Origin of the sequence: Streptomyces odontomachicola (assembly GCF_039605595.1) — a bacterium.
In the GTDB taxonomy this organism is placed as follows: domain Bacteria; phylum Actinomycetota; class Actinomycetes; order Streptomycetales; family Streptomycetaceae; genus Streptomyces.
Map to the genome: position 1 here is coordinate 41,517 of NZ_JBCFOK010000024.1, position 14,173 is coordinate 55,689.

General features: G+C 74.1%; 11 protein-coding genes and 1 riboswitch. Of the genes, 2 read left to right on the forward strand and 9 right to left on the reverse strand.

From position 1 onward, the window contains the following. Positions 1–12 precede the first annotated feature (12 nt). Positions 13–399 carry an Imm50 family immunity protein gene (locus ABEE00_RS32535; RefSeq protein WP_345749369.1) on the forward strand — a complete coding sequence of 129 codons (387 nt, stop codon included), beginning with the start codon at positions 13–15 and terminating at the stop codon, positions 397–399. 23 nt (positions 400–422) lie between these two features. After that, the gene (locus ABEE00_RS32540) at positions 423–1,508 is read left to right on the forward strand and encodes an amidohydrolase family protein (RefSeq protein WP_345749370.1); all 1,086 of its coding nucleotides are present in this window, start codon (positions 423–425) and stop codon (positions 1,506–1,508) included. Positions 1,509–1,593: 85 nt separating this feature from the next. On the opposite strand, the gene ABEE00_RS32545 is transcribed toward ABEE00_RS32540, so the two are convergent. From ABEE00_RS32545 to ABEE00_RS32585, 9 genes are all read right to left on the reverse strand, one after another. Beyond that, positions 1,594–2,934 carry an alpha/beta fold hydrolase gene (locus ABEE00_RS32545; RefSeq protein ID WP_345749371.1) on the reverse strand — a complete coding sequence of 447 codons (1,341 nt, stop codon included), beginning with the start codon at positions 2,932–2,934 and terminating at the stop codon, positions 1,594–1,596. Positions 2,935–3,085: 151 nt separating this feature from the next. Further along, positions 3,086–4,765 (reverse strand): Rv2231c family histidinol phosphate aminotransferase CobC, encoded by a 1,680-nt coding sequence (gene cobC / locus ABEE00_RS32550; RefSeq protein ID WP_451918722.1) that lies wholly within the window; start codon positions 4,763–4,765, stop codon positions 3,086–3,088. Between the two features lie 242 nt (positions 4,766–5,007). Further along, entirely contained in the window at positions 5,008–6,423 is a 1,416-nt protein-coding gene (locus tag ABEE00_RS32555; protein ID WP_345749372.1) for a cobyrinic acid a,c-diamide synthase CobB, read from the reverse strand. Positions 6,424–6,487: 64 nt separating this feature from the next. Continuing rightward, a complete protein-coding gene (gene cobO / locus ABEE00_RS32560; protein ID WP_345749373.1) occupies positions 6,488–7,087 on the reverse strand; it encodes a cob(I)yrinic acid a,c-diamide adenosyltransferase in 600 nt (199 codons plus the stop codon). Further along, on the reverse strand, positions 7,087–9,294 hold the full coding sequence (locus ABEE00_RS32565) for a putative cobaltochelatase (RefSeq protein WP_345749374.1): 2,208 nt from the start codon (positions 9,292–9,294) through the stop codon (positions 7,087–7,089). The genes cobO and ABEE00_RS32565 overlap by 1 nt, the downstream gene beginning before the upstream one ends. Positions 9,295–9,430: 136 nt before the next feature. Further along, positions 9,431–11,050, reverse strand: coding sequence for a cobyric acid synthase (locus ABEE00_RS32570; protein WP_345749375.1), 1,620 nt, complete (start codon positions 11,048–11,050; stop codon positions 9,431–9,433). Then, the gene (locus ABEE00_RS32575) at positions 11,047–12,003 is read right to left on the reverse strand and encodes a cobalamin biosynthesis protein (RefSeq protein ID WP_345749376.1); all 957 of its coding nucleotides are present in this window, start codon (positions 12,001–12,003) and stop codon (positions 11,047–11,049) included. The genes ABEE00_RS32570 and ABEE00_RS32575 overlap by 4 nt, the downstream gene beginning before the upstream one ends. A gap of 130 nt (positions 12,004–12,133) precedes the next feature. Beyond that, a riboswitch (cobalamin riboswitch) is annotated at positions 12,134–12,289 on the reverse strand. A gap of 225 nt (positions 12,290–12,514) precedes the next feature. Then, complete coding sequence (locus ABEE00_RS32580; protein WP_345749377.1) at positions 12,515–12,739, reverse strand: hypothetical protein; 225 nt, start codon at positions 12,737–12,739, stop codon at positions 12,515–12,517. 34 nt (positions 12,740–12,773) lie between these two features. Then, a complete protein-coding gene (locus ABEE00_RS32585) occupies positions 12,774–14,057 on the reverse strand; it encodes an inorganic phosphate transporter (protein ID WP_345749378.1) in 1,284 nt (427 codons plus the stop codon). Between the last annotated feature and the right edge of the window lie 116 nt (positions 14,058–14,173).

The following is a 14,173-nucleotide window of genomic DNA, read 5'->3' on the forward strand; positions in this document are numbered from 1 at the left end:
GGGGATGTAGCGATGTCTTGGGTCTCCGCGCTTGCGGACGCCACGCCGATCCTGAAGGTCTTCGACGGTTCACCGCCGGCGTTGCACGGAGTCCGGGTCCATGAGGTCACCGTTCAGGCAAACGGCCCCCAGTTGCTGTTGCGGGTCGACTTGGCGGAATTTCCGGATTCGCCACCCCCGAAGTGGCGGATGCAGGGGTTCAACACCGTGCAGGTGGAGATTAATTTGGTCGGGGCGCGTGATCTTCGCCTGGAAGGGTTCGGACGGGATCTCGTCGTGGATGTCGAGCTGGAAAAGGAAGAACTCGTGCATCTCTCGGTGGATTCGCCGGACTTCCGGCTCAGCGCTGTAGCCGATGCTGTGCTGCTCGCCAAGGTTTCCGCGTACGCGAACGCTTGAGCAACTCTCGTAAGGTGCCACCCATGACCAACGTGTTGCGTATCCAAGGCCCCGTCCTCACCGGTCCCCGTGAAGACGACATCCGGGACGGGATGTGGGTCGTGGATGGGCGGGTCACCTTTGAGCGGCCCGGAGAGGAGACGGGCAGCCTCGAAGGGTGGGTGCTTCCCGGGCTTGTGGATGCTCACTGTCATGTGGGGCTCGACGCGCATGGGCCCGTCGACGAAACGACCGCCGAGAAGCAGGCGTTGACCGACCGGGACGCGGGGGCCCTGCTCCTGCGGGACGCGGGGTCGCCCTCGGACACGCGGTGGATCGACGAGCGGGAGGAGCTGCCGCGGATCATCCGCGCGGGGCAGCACATCGCCCGCACGAAGCGCTACATCCGCAACTACGCGCACGAGATCGAACCGGGGGATCTCGCCGCCTACGTACGGCGCGAGGCCCGCCGCGGGGACGGATGGGTCAAGGTCGTGGGCGACTGGATCGACCGCGGCGAGGGGGACCTGACCGCCTGCTGGCCGCGGTGGGCGATCGAGGAGGCGGTGGCCGCCGCGCACGAGGAGGGCGCGCGCATGACCGCCCACTGCTTCGCCGAGGACTCGCTGCGCGACCTCGTGGAGGCCGGCATCGACTGCATCGAGCACGCCACGGGGCTGACCGAGGACACCATCCCGCTGTTCGCGGAGCGCGGCGTGGCGATCGTGCCGACGCTGGTGAACATCGCGACGTTCCCCGATCTGGCAAGGGGAGGGGAGCAGAAGTACCCGGCGTGGTCGGCCCACATGCGCAGGCTCCACGAGCGCCGCTACGACACGGTTCGCGCGGCGTACGACGCGGGGATCCCCGTGTTCACCGGCACCGACGCCGGCGGTTCGCTCGCGCACGGGCTGGTCGGCGACGAGGTCGCCGAGCTGGTGAAGGCGGGCATCCCGGTCACCGACGCGCTCTCGGCGGCGACCTGGGGCGCGCGGGAATGGCTGGGGCGCCCCGGACTTGAGGAGGGGGAGTCGGCGGACTTCGTGGTGTACGGGGCCGACCCCCGAGAGGACGTCGGGGTGCTCAACCACCCGCGCGCCGTGGTGATGCGCGGCCGCGTCGTGAGCTGACCACTGCGCATGGTCGCCCGGCACCAGCGACGCCCGCACAAGAGGCGCCCCGCACAAGAGGCCCCCTGCACCAGCGGCGCCCCACCTACCGCTCGCCCCGACTCATCCCCAGCAACCGGTCCAGCACCCGCCCGCCGCTGACCCGCAGCGCGTCGTGCTCCCACTCGTTCGTGATCCAGGTGCGGACGCAGGGGACCTGTCCTGCCGTGGTGAGGGAGTGGTCGCGGTCCACGTACATGTCGTCGTGATAGACGGCCGCGTGGACCGGGACCTCGTTGGCGGCGAGGCGTGCGGGGGAGTAGAGGTCCGGCCAGTCGGTGCGCTCGGCGAGCAGTCCTGCGGTCTCGGCGAGCGGCTGGAGCGCCGGATCGGCCTCGACCGTCCAGGGGTAGATCATCTCGCCGGTGAACAGGACCGGCTGATCACCCTGCAGGGCCCGCTGCGCGTCGAACTCGGGGTACTCGGCGCGCACCCGCTGCGCCGCCCACCTGGTCCCTTCGGGCGACACCGACCGCTGGGCGTAGATCGGCTCGTGGAGCAGCGCGAAGAGCGGATTGCCCGCGAAGGAGAGCTGCTGGTGGGCGGCGGAGAGGAACGCGTCGGAGAGCACGGGCCCGCCCGGCCCCGGTACCCAGGCGTCCTCCAGCAGGTAGTGCAGCCGGTCCGAGCCGTGGCCCTCGCCCAGCATGAGCCCCAGCGACTGGAAGCGTTCGACGGTGAGCGGGCTGCGGTCGGGAAGGCGCACATCGTGTTCGCCGAGGTGTTCGGCGATGCGCCGGACGGTGGTCGCGTCCTGCGGGTGGCGGGCGTAGTGCGCGTGGTTCTTGCGCGCGACGCGGGGGTACGCGGCCCGGTACACCTCGTCGGCCGTGGCGTGCAGGGACGGCGTACCGCCGGTGACGAGGGCCTCGCGCACGCCCTCGGGCGCGAGCGAGAGGTACGTGAACGCGCAGAAGCCCCCGAAGCTCTGGCCCAGGATCGTCCACGGGGTCTCCGGTCCGAGGATCTGCGCCCGCAGGATCTCGGCGTCCCGCACGATCGAGTCGGCCCTGAAGTGGGCGAGGTAGTCGGCCTGTTCGACAGGGTTTCCCCGTAGGGGGAGGGTCTGCCGGGTCGCCGGGGTGGAGCGTCCCGTACCGCGCTGGTCGAGGAGGACGACCCGGTACTCCTGCAACGCGCGGGCCAGCCAGGTGTCCGCGCCGAGCGGGCGCGGGGAGCGGCCGCCCGGACCGCCCTGGAGGAAGAGCAGCGCGGGGAGGCTCTCAGGGGCCGACCCTGAGGGGTGCAGCGCCGAAGGGGAGACCAGCTCGCGGGCGTACACCTCGATGTGCGGCGCGTCCCGGCCGGGCGCCGCGTGGTCCAGGGGGACGCGTACGACGTGGTCGCGGGTCGCGAGGCCGGGCGTACGGGTCGTCCAGCGGGTCACGGGCGGGCTCCCTTCGGGTGGGGTGTGCGGTGCGGTGAGCGCATCGCGCGGTTCCGCGCTGTGCGGTGGCGGTGGCGCGCGTGCGGGCCGGTGCACGCCCAGTCTGCGCCGTGCGCACACCGCGCGCTTCCTCGCGCTGGGGGGGGGACCGCTAGAGGACCTTCCCGAGCGCCGCCAGCAGCCCCTCCGTGATCTCCGGACCCCGTACGGCCACCCGGAGCCACTCGGGGTCGAGTCCGGGGAAGGTGTCGCCGCGGCGCAGCGCGTAGCCCAGGGTGCGCAGCTCCTCGCGTATCCGGGCCGCCTCGGGGTGGTGGACCAGCAGGAACGGGCCCTCGGGCGGCGTCACGCAGCTCAGTCCGCTGCCGCCGAACTCGGCCAGCCCGCCCAGGAGATGCGCGCGGTCCTCGGCGATCTGCCGGGCCGCGGCCTCCGCCTCGGCGAGCGCCCGCTGCTCGCAGCAGGCCCGCGCCGCCACCAGCGCGGGAGCGGAGACCGGCCACAGCGGCTGCTGCGCCGCGAGCAGCCGCACGGTGTCCGGGTCGGAGAGTACGTAGCCGATGCGCAGGCCCGCGAGGCCCCAGGTCTTGGTCAGGGAGCGCAGCACCAGGACCCGCCCGGGGAGCGTGCCCGAGGCCAGCGCGGGGACCAGGGACGCGCGTTCGCCCGGCACCGCGTCGATGAACGCCTCGTCGACGATCAGGGAGCGCCCGGGGCGTGCGAGCGCGCGCAGGGTCTCCTCGGGGTGGAGCACGGAGGTGGGGTTGGTGGGGTTGCCGATCACCACGAGGTCGGCGGACTCCGGGATGTCCCTGTCGGGGTTCCCGGGGTCGAGGCGGAAGCCGTCCTCCGCGCGCAGCAGCACCCTGCGCACCGCGTGCCCCGCGTCCCGCAGCGCCGCCTCCGGCTCGGTGAACTGCGGGTGCACCACTACGGGTTCGGCGGCGCCCAGCGCGCGGGCAAGCAGCACGAACGCCTCGGCGGCGCCCGCGGTGAGCAGCACGCCCTCCTCGGGCATCCCGTGGCGCTCGGCGACCGCGCGGCGCGCGGGACCCCCGTCCGGGTAGGCGGCGAGGGTGTCGAGCGATTCGGCGATGCGGGAGCGCAGCCACGCGGGCGGCGTACCGGTGCGCACGTTGACCGCGAGGTCGGTCAACTCCGCGCCCACGCCGCGCACTTCGGCGTCGCCGTGATGCCGCAGGTCATGAGTGTCCTGCCGGGGCTCATCCACGCTGCGCGTGGGCTCATCCATGGTGGTCTCCGCGCTCATCCTCGTACCCGCGTCCCTCGTTCCGCCGCCGCCCGGGAAGTCCGCGGACGGCGGCGGTCCGCTCCCCGTGCCGCGCCGGGCCACGGCGACCGTGGCCAGCACCGGGCTCCGGGCGGCGCCCGCCGCGCCACCGGTGCTTCCGGTGTCGGCAGAGCCGCCCGACTTGGCCTTGGGGACGACGAGTTCGACGCCCTCAGAACCGCTCCGCGCCGCCTCGCTCAGCGCGGCGGCCTCGGCGACCGAGGGCGTGCCGACGAGGGCGCGCACGCGGTCCGAGGGGTGGGGTACGTCGACGGCGCACAGGGTCTCGGCGGGATAGGTGCGCAGCGGTACGCCGAGCCGCCCGGCCGCGGAGATCAGCCCCGGCTCGTTCGCCTTGGCGTCCACGGTGGCCAGCGCGGTGAGGGAGCGGACCGACAACCCCGCGTCGTCCAGGGTCTGTTCGAGAAGCTCCAGCACCGCGTCGGCGGGGACGCCGCGTACCGCGCCCACCCCTGCGACCAGCGACGGAGGCCGCAGCACGGCCTCGTCGGGGCCGAGCGGCACGACCGCGTCGGTCACCCACAGGGCCGGACCGTCGCAGGAGCCCGCGCTCTCGTCCTCGTCGTGGGCACCCGCCTCAGCGGCGACGTTGGCTGGCAGCCCGACGACCGCGAGCTCCCTCGCCCACCGCGCGTCGGCGCGCAGCGCGACCCGTTCGCCGTCCCGCACGCGGCGTACGAGCGCGTCGACCGCGCCCTCGGCGGGCCAGCCGAGCGCGTCGAGCTGGGGAATTCCCGTACGGGGCAGGGGAGGGGTGGCGGTCAACGGGCCGCCCCCTCACCGGAATCGGCACCCTCGTGAAGCCGTGCACGCCCCGCGAACCGCGCCGCGAGACCGGGCGAGCCCGCCCAGTGGACGTGCAGGTACGAGGCGTGCACCCCGCCCCGTACGAAGCCCTCGACGCGGCGCTGGGGCCGCACCATCCCCCACGCCGGCTCGGGGTCGCCGGCCGCGGGCTCTATCGCGGTGCGGTGGAACTCATGGCCCCTTACACGCGTACCCGCTGCCGCCAGGGAGCTGTCGCCGAGCGCGACGGCCTCCCGGTAGCCGAGCGTGAGGCGCTCGGTCATCCGGGCCGCGGCGTCCAGCACCCCGCACATGGGCCTGCCGTCCAACTCCCGCGCCAGGTAGAGCAGTCCGGCGCACTCGGCGGCCACCGGCGCGCCGGAGGCGGCGAGTCCGGCGACCTCCTTGCGCAGCGGCTCGTTCGCCGACAGCTCGGGCGCGTACATCTCGGGGAAGCCGCCGCCGACGACCAGCCCGGCGGTGTTCCCGGGCAGCGCCTCGTCGCGCAGCGGGTCGAAGGGCACGACCTGGGCGCCCGCCGCGCGCAGCAGCTCGGCGTGCTCCGCGTAGGAGAAGGTGAACGCGGCGCCCCCGGCCACGGCGATCACGGGGCCCGGGCCCTCGGGCACGGGCGCGCTGCCGGAGGCCTCGGCGATCGCCGCCACCGGATCCCACGGCGCCGTGTCCAGCGCCGGCGCCGAACGCGCCAGCGCCATCAGCCCGTCCAGGTCGCAGCCCGCACGCGCGCGCTCCGCCAACTCCCGTACGGAGTCGACCGCTTCGGCGCGGCGCTCGGCCGCTGGCACCAGGCCCAGGTGCCGGGACGGCGTGCTCACCGGCGCGGCCCTGCGCAGCACCCCGAGCACCGGTACCCCGGCGCCCTCCTCCAGCGCCTCGCGCAGCATCGCCTCGTGCCGGTCGGAGGCGACCTTGTTGAGGATCACCCCGGCGACCCGCACCTCCGGGTCCCAGGACGCGAAGCCGTGCACCAGCGCGGCCACCGACCTGGACTGCGAGGAGGCGTCGACGACCAGCACCACGGGCGCGCGCAGCAGCTTCGCCACATGTGCGGTCGAAGACATCTCGCCCTGTCCCGCGGCGCCGTCGTACAGCCCCATCACGCCCTCGACCAGCGCGAGTTCGGCACCGGCCGCGCCGTGTGCGAAGAGCGGGGCGACCATGTCGGGCCCGCACATGTACGGGTCGAGGTTCCGCCCGGGGCGTCCCGTGGCGAGCGCGTGATAGCCGGGGTCGATGTAGTCGGGGCCCACCTTGTGCGGGGACACCGCGACGCCGCGCTCGGCGAAGGCGGCCATCAGCCCGGTGGCCACGGTCGTCTTGCCGCTGCCCGAGGAGGGCGCGGCGATGACCAGGCGGGGGATGTCCGTCACGGGAGAGCCACCTCCGGAGCGCCCGCCGGCACCGGGGCGCTGACCGGCACCAGGAAACCGGCCCTCACCACTCGATGCCCCGCTGGCCCTTCTGCCCCGCGTCCATCGGGTGCTTGACCTTGGTCATCTCGGTGACCAGGTCGGCGGACTCCATGAGCTTCTCGGGCGCGTTCCTGCCGGTGATCACGACGTGCTGGAAGCCGGGGCGCTCGCGCAGCGTCGCGATCACCTCGTCCACGTCGATCCAGCCCCAGTGCATCGGGTATGCGAACTCGTCCAGCACGTACAGCTTGTAGGTCTCGGCCGCCAGGTCGCGCTTGACCTGCTCCCAGCCCTCGCGCGCCGCCTCCTCGTTGGAGAACTGCGCGTCGCGCTGCACCCAGGACCAGCCCTCGCCCATCTTGTTCCAGGTGACGGTGCCGCCCTCGCCGGTGCCGCCGAGCACCCGCAGCGCGCGCTCCTCGCCGACCTTCCACTTGGCCGACTTCACGAACTGGAACACCCCGATCGGCCAGCCCTGGTTCCAGGCGCGCAGCGCCATGCCGAACGCGGCCGTCGACTTCCCCTTGCCGGGGCCCGTGTGCACCGCGACCAGCGGCCTGTTGCGGCGCTGGCGCGTGGTCAGCCCGTCGTCCGGAATCGTCTCCGGCTGTCCCTTCGGCATCAGACGGCCCTCCTCTGGGCGTTGCTGTGTGCGGTGGTCTGTGTGTGGTCGCGGCCGCCCGCCGCGGCCCGGTGCGCGTTCCCCGCCGCCTGCGTGTTCCCGGTGGCCGCGTGGACGAGGTCCGTGACCGCGTCCGCGCGCAGCTCGTCCAGCGTCACGGCCGGGCCGCCCAGGTCGCGGGCCAGCTCGGCCGCGAGGCCGAGGCGCACGGGGCCCGACTCGCAGTCCACCACGACCGAGGCGGTGCCCTCCGAGTTCAGCAGCCGCGCAGCGCGCCGCGAGCGGTCGACCGGGTCGGGCCCTCCGGTGGCGCGCCCGTCGGTGACGGCGACCAGCAGCGGACGGCGCGCGGAGTCCCGCAGCTTCTCCACGCGCAGCACCTCGCGCGCCTTGAGCAGCCCCTCGGACAGCGGCGTACGGCCACCGGTCGGCAGGGTCTCCAGGCGGGCGGCCGCAGCGTCCACGGAGGAGGTCGGCGGCAGCGCCACCTCGGCCCCCGACCTGCGGAAAGTGACAAGACCGACCTTGTCGCGCCGCTGGTACGCGTCGAGCAGCAGTGACAGTACGGCGCCCTTCACCGCGCCCATCCGCTTGCGCGCCGCCATCGAGCCCGAGGCGTCCACCACGAACAGCACGAGGTTGCCCTCGCGGCCCTCCTTGACGGCCTCGCGGAAATCGTCCCTGCGGACCACGAGCCCGGGGCCGCGGCGCCCGCGCGCGTGCTGGTGCGGCGCGGCGGCCTGCATCGTCGCGGGCAGGTGCAGCCTGCCGAGCGAGCCTTGGGGCCGGCGCGAACCCATGGTCCGGCCGTGCGTCGTACGCGCGCGAGACCGGCGTCCCGCGGCGCCCTCGCCCAGGCCCGGCACCGACAGGGTGCGCGCCTTGAACGGTTCGCCCGCGGAGGCCGGGCCCTGCTCGCGGCTCTGCGCGGAGGCGGGGTCGCCCGACTCCTCGCTCTGCTCACCGGAGGCGGGCTGCTGCTGCGGCTCGGAGGACTCTGAGGGCTCCGACTGCTCGGGCACCTGCGGCTGTTGCTGCTGCTCCTGCTGCCCGTCCTGCGGGGACTCGGGCTGCTCGGACTGCTCGGGCGGCCGCCCGTCCTGCGGACCGTCCTGCGGCGGCTGCCCGCCTCCCCCGCCCTCCGGGCCGCCGTCGGGGTCGTCGTCCCCGTCCTCGTCCTGGCCCGCGTCGTCCTCCCCCGCGTTCTGCTCCAGCGTCTCGTCGAGTTTGTCCTCGTCAAGGCCCGGCGAGTCGAAGGGGTTGCGCCGCCTGCGGTGCGGCAGCGCGAGCAGGGCCGCCTGCCGCACGTCCTCCTCCAGGACGTCCGTGCGGCCCGCCCACGCGGCCAGGGTCGCGGCGGTGCGGGCCATCACGATGTCCGCGCGCATGCCGTCCACCTCGAACGCGGCGCAGGTCGCCGCGATCTGCCGGAGCGCCTTGTCGCCGAGCTTCACCCGCGGCAGCAGCTCACGCGCGGCCGCGATCCGTTCGCGCAGCTCCTGCTCGTCGCCGGCCCAGCGCGCCGCGTACCCCTCGGGGTCGTCGTCGTACGCCATCCGCCGCCGTACGACCTCGACGCGCTCGTCCGTGTCGCGGGACGCGGCGACCTCCACGGTCAGGCCGAACCGGTCGAGGAGCTGCGGGCGCAGCTCGCCCTCCTCCGGGTTCATGGTGCCGACCAGCAGGAAGCGCGCCGCGTGCCGCACCGAGACGCCCTCGCGCTCGATGTGCGAGACGCCCATGGCGGCCGCGTCCAGCAGCGAGTCGATGAGGAAGTCCTGGAGGAGGTTGACCTCGTCGACGTACAGGACACCGCGGTGCGCCTCGGCGAGCAGGCCGCTCTCGAACGCCTTCACGCCCTCGGACAGGGCGCGCTCCACGTCCAGCGAGCCGACGAGCCGGTCCTCGGAGGCGCCGACGGGCAGCTCCACGAGCCGCGCGTCCCTGCGCGCGCCGGGCGACTCCTCGTGCGGGCCGTCCGGGCACTGCGGGTCCGGGGCCGCCGGATCACAGGAGAACCGGCACCCGGGTACGACGTCGAGCTGCGGCAGCAGCGAGGCCAGCGACCGCACGGCGGTGCTCTTGGCCGTGCCCTTCTCGCCGCGCACGAGCACGCCGCCGATCGCGGGGTTGACGGCGTTCAGCAGCAGCCCGAGCTGCATGTCCCGCATCCCCACGAGTGCGGTGAACGGGTACGGCGTGCTCATGTGCGGTCCTCCCAAGTCCCGGCGGACGGCGCGTCCCCGGGCGGTACGTGTGCGAACTCGTGGTGCGGGCCGCCGCGTACGACGGCCCTGACCGTCCTGCCGTACGCGGCGGCCCCGTCTCGGTGCCCGCCCCCGTTCACGATGGCTCCCCGGCCCGCGCCGTCGCAGTCGTCGCCTTCGCCGCCGTTTCCGGTGCCACCGGTGTCTCCGGCGCCCCCGGCGGCACGAACGGCAGCCCCGCCGGCGGCCCCTGCTCGATCAGCCGCAGCAGCGCGCCGGTGTCGGCGTGCTCCTCGATCAGGTCGCCGAGCCGGTCGAGCTGCTCCTCGCGGAGCGCGCCGAAGCTGGTGTCCGGCGCCGGCAGGAAGCCGTGGCGGCCCGCCGCGTCCGCGACCCGACGCAGGAAGGCCCGGCGGAAGCCGTCCGACTCCAGCGAACCGTGCCAGTGGGTGCCCCACACCGCGCCGACCCGGCAGCCGTCCACGGCGCGGCCGTGCGCGTCCGCCATGAACGCGTCGTCGCCGCCCAGCACTTCGGCCACCCCGTGGTGGATCTCGTACCCCTCCACATGCCGGCCGAGAGCGGTGCCTGAGGGCCGCGCGAGGGTCTTCTCGCGCGCGAACCGCACCCGCACGGGCAGCAGTCCGAGCCCGTCCACGGTCCCGGCCTTCGACTCGACCTCGTCCTCGATGCGCTCGCCCAGTAGCTGGTAGCCGCCGCAGATGCCCAGCACCGGGCGCTCCTCGGCGGCGCGGCGTGCCAGCGCCTGCGCGAGGCCGCGCTCCCGCAGCCAGTGCAGCGCGCGCACCGTGCCGCGGGTGCCGGGCACCACCACGAGGTCGGCGTCGGCCAGCTCCTCGGGCCTGTCGGTGAAGCGGACGACCACGCCCGGCTCGGCGGCCAGCGCGTCCACGTCCGTGAAGTTGGACATCAGCGGCACCGGCAGCACCGCGACCCGCAGCACGTCGCTGCCGTGCGGGGGCGCCGCGCTGGACTCCCGTACGGTGCCGCGCAGCGACACCCGCAGGCCGTCCTCCTCGTCGATGCCGAGCCCGTGCTGATGCGGAAGCACGCCCAGCGTCTGCCGCCCGGTGAGGTCGCGGAGCTGCGCGAGCCCCGGCTCCAGCAGCGAGACGTCGCCGCGGAACTTGTTCACCAGATAGCCCGCCAGCAGCTCCTGGTCCCCGGCCGACATCAGCGCCGTCGTGCCGAAGAACTGGGCGAACACCCCGCCGCGGTCGATGTCCCCGACGACCACGACGGGGAGGCGTGCGGCCCGGGCCAGGCCCATGTTCACGATGTCGGTGCGCCGCAGGTTGATCTCGGCGGGGCTGCCCGCGCCCTCGCAGATCACCGCGTCGTGGGTGCCGCGCAGCTCCTCCAGGCACCCGTTGACGGTCTCGGCCAACTGCCCCTGCCGCCCGGCGTGGTAGCCGCGCGCACTCAGCTCGCCCACCGGCTTGCCCATCAGCACGACCTGGCTGGTGCGGTCGCCGCCTGGCTTGAGCAGCACGGGGTTCATCAGCGCGCTGGGCTCGGTGCGCGCCGCCGCGGCCTGCATCGCCTGGGCCCGGCCGATCTCGGCGCCGTCGAGTGTGACGAACGAGTTCAGCGACATGTTCTGCGCCTTGAACGGCGCCACCTTGAGGCCCTTGCGCGCCAGCCACCGGCAGATGCCCGCGGTGACCACGCTCTTGCCGGCGTCCGAGGTCGTCCCCGCGACCAGCAGCCCGCCTCCGGTACGGCTCGTGCTCACACCCTCCCCTTCCTGCGCCGCGCGGCCAGGTGCCCCGCGGCGGTGACGGCCAGCGCCAGCGCGCCGACGCGCCGCGAGAGCCGCACGGCCCGCGCGATGTCGCCGGAACGCACAGGGCGCCCGCCGGAGTTCAGCGCGGGACGGTGCTCGGTCCGGCCGCCGTACGAGAGCGTGCCCCCCAAGCGCACGCCCAGTGCCCCCGCGAACGAGGCTTCCACGGGGCCCGCGTTGGGGCTGGGGTGCCGGCCCGCGTCCGCGCGCCAGGCGCGCGCCGCGCCGCGCGGGTCGCCGCCGCCCGCCACCGCGAGCAGCGCCGTGAGCCGGGCGCCCGGCCACCCCGCGACGTCGTCCAGCCGCGCCGCCGCCCAGCCGAACTTCGCGTAACGGGGCGAACGGTGACCCACCATCGCGTCCAGCGTGTTCACGGCACGGAACCCCGCGAGCCCGGGCACACCGCCCAGCGCGCCCCACACCAGGGCGCCCACGACCGCGTCCGAGGTGTTCTCCGCGACCGACTCCACGACGGCTCGCGCGATGCCGTCGGCGTCCAGCGCCTGCGGGTCGCGGCCGCACAGATGGGGCAGCCGCTCGCGCGCGCCGTCCACGTCGCCGCGCTCCAGCGCCTCTCCGATGGCCTTCGCCTCTGCACACAGCGAGGCCCCGCCGACCACGGCCCAGACGGCGGCGGCGGTGAGGGCCGTACGGGGCACGGGCCGCGGCAGTACGCGGGTGAGCAGCGCGGCGGCGGCGACGGTCCCCCCTGCGCACAGCGCGGTGTGCGCGACACCCGCGGCGCGGCGGTCCTGGTAGAGAGCCCGCTCCAGCGCTCCGGCCGCGCGCCCGAACGCGGCGACGGGGTGGGCGCGGCGCGGGTCGCCGACGGCGAGGTCCAGCGCGTAGCCGAGGACGGCGCCGGTCACATGGGCGGCCGCCGTGCGATCCACACTCGGCATGCCGTCAGCGCGCGAAGACGCCACGTACGTGCCCTCGTACGCGCGGAAGATACGGATATGACGCTGTGCCAGGCATGGCGGTGTGTCCTCACTCAGGGTCCTCGCCCTGGCTCGACGTGTCCGGCGGCGAGAGTCTCCTGGCTCCCGGATCGGCGCTCGCTGCGGTGCCTGCGCACCAACCCCCTTGCCTTCCAGCCCGGTTCAGCACCTGGGCCGTGGCCTGTTGATGGGGGAGCGCTCCCCGGTGACAGTGGCGGGACCGCGCCGGATTCTCACCGGCTTCCTCTCCTGCCGCCGCTGGGCAACGTGAAGTCCACCATGCGGGGGAACCCCCGTCAACTTCGCCTTGACCTGGGACGTCGGACTGTGAGCGATACCACCGCGCGGAGTGCGGCGGTTCGGTGAGGGGGAGTGCGGCGGTTCTCCGCGGGGGAGTACGGAGGTCCCGTACGGCAGCAGAAATCCCCCGGGCGCCGGGCCCGGGGGAACGCTGCGACAAGCCGGCGGGCGCCTACTTGCCGCCCGCCGCGATGATCCAGATGCCGAACGCCACCGCGGCCGCGCACACCGCGAAGCACGCCACGGCGCCGGTCCGTGCGAGCGCCGGAGCGCCGCCGCCCTGCCCGCGCGGTGCGGAGGAGCCCACGATGCCGAGCGTGAAGACGCCCACGAGTCCGACCGTCGCCACCAGCGTGACGCCGAAGACCTCGCCGAGTGCGGCCCAGTCGATGTCCATAACCCTGCTTCTTTCTCTCTCGGCCGTCGCGGCCTCAGGAAACGCCGGCCGTGTGCTGCCTGGCCGGAGCGGCAGGACCCTCGGCCCCGACGCCGGCGACGGGCTTGTCCCCGTCCGCCGTCGCCGCCGCTGCAGCGGGCGGCGGGCTGACCGCGCGCACCGCGGCGGTCACCACGCCCTGCGGCTCCCCGGCGTCCTCGGCGGCGGGGGAGACCTGCGCGTCGTTGACGTTGGTGTGGTCGATCGGCTCGCGGCGCGCGGCCGCCCAGATGGCGAGGCAGATCGCCAGGGCCAGCACGCCGACCGTGACCACGCCCCAGGTGCCCTGCTTGGCCAGCAGCGCCGAACCACCGGCCACGAGGCCCGCGGCGGGCAGCGTGAGCGCCCAGCCCACGACCATCCGTCCGGCGGTCGACCAGCGCACCACGCCGCCCTTCTTGCCGAGCCCCGAGCCCATGATCGCGCCGGAGCAGACGTGGGTGGTGGAGAGCGAGAAGCCGATGTGCGAGGAGGCCAGGATGGTGGCCGCCGCACCGGTCTGCGCCGCGAAGCCCTGCGGCGGCTGGATGTCGGTGATGCCCTTGCCCATGGTGCGGATGATGCGCCAGCCGCCCAGGTAGGTGCCGAGCGCGATGGCCAGGCCCGCGGAGGCGATGACCCACAGCGGCGGATCGGCGTCCGGCGCCAGCGCGCCGCCCGCGATCAGTGCCAGGGTGATGACGCCCATGGTCTTCTGCGCGTCGTTGGTGCCGTGGGCCAGCGAGACCAGTCCCGCCGAGGTGATCTGACCGGCGCGGTAGCCCTTCGCGGTCTGCTCCTCGCCCGCCTTGTGCGCCAGCCGGTAGGTCAGCCGGGTCGCCAGCATCGCGGCGATGCCCGCGACCAGCGGGGCCGCTATGGCCGGGATGAGGACCTTCATGACGACGACGTCGCCGTTCACCGCGCCGAATCCGACGGAGGCGATGGTCGCGCCCATCAGGCCGCCCATCAGCGCGTGCGAGGAGCTGGAGGGCAGACCGGCGAGCCAGGTCAGCAGATTCCAGATGATGGCGCCGACGAGAGCGGCGAAGATGACTTCGGGCTTGATGCCCGATTCATTGTCAATGAGCCCCGAGGAGATGGTCTTTGCGACCTCGACGGAGATGAAAGCGCCGACGAGGTTGAGGGCCGCCGACATCGCCACCGCGGTCTTGGGCTTGAGTGCCCCGGTGGAGATGGTGGTGGCCATGGCGTTGGCCGTGTCGTGGAAGCCGTTCGTAAAGTCGAACACCAAGGCCGTGACGATCACGATCCCGATGAGAAGCGTGATGTGTTCCATTCACCCAGGCACAATCAGTTCGAAGGTTAATGACTCGGTGAACGTAGGTACGGCGAGTGAACGGAAGGTGAACTGCGGCGGGCGCCGCGATGTCGCTCCCCGACGCCTGTTGTGTG

Coding starts and splice junctions, on each gene's coding strand:
- ABEE00_RS32535 (WP_345749369.1), top strand. CDS start 13: ATGTCTTGGGTCTCCGCGCTTGCGGACGCCACGCCGATCCTGAAGGTC.
- ABEE00_RS32540 (WP_345749370.1), top strand. CDS start 423: ATGACCAACGTGTTGCGTATCCAAGGCCCCGTCCTCACCGGTCCCCGT.
- cobO (WP_345749373.1), bottom strand. CDS start 7,087: ATGCCGAAGGGACAGCCGGAGACGATTCCGGACGACGGGCTGACCACG.
- ABEE00_RS32565 (WP_345749374.1), bottom strand. CDS start 9,294: ATGAGCACGCCGTACCCGTTCACCGCACTCGTGGGGATGCGGGACATG.
- ABEE00_RS32575 (WP_345749376.1), bottom strand. CDS start 12,003: ATGCCGAGTGTGGATCGCACGGCGGCCGCCCATGTGACCGGCGCCGTC.
- ABEE00_RS32580 (WP_345749377.1), bottom strand. CDS start 12,739: ATGGACATCGACTGGGCCGCACTCGGCGAGGTCTTCGGCGTCACGCTG.
- ABEE00_RS32585 (WP_345749378.1), bottom strand. CDS start 14,057: ATGGAACACATCACGCTTCTCATCGGGATCGTGATCGTCACGGCCTTG.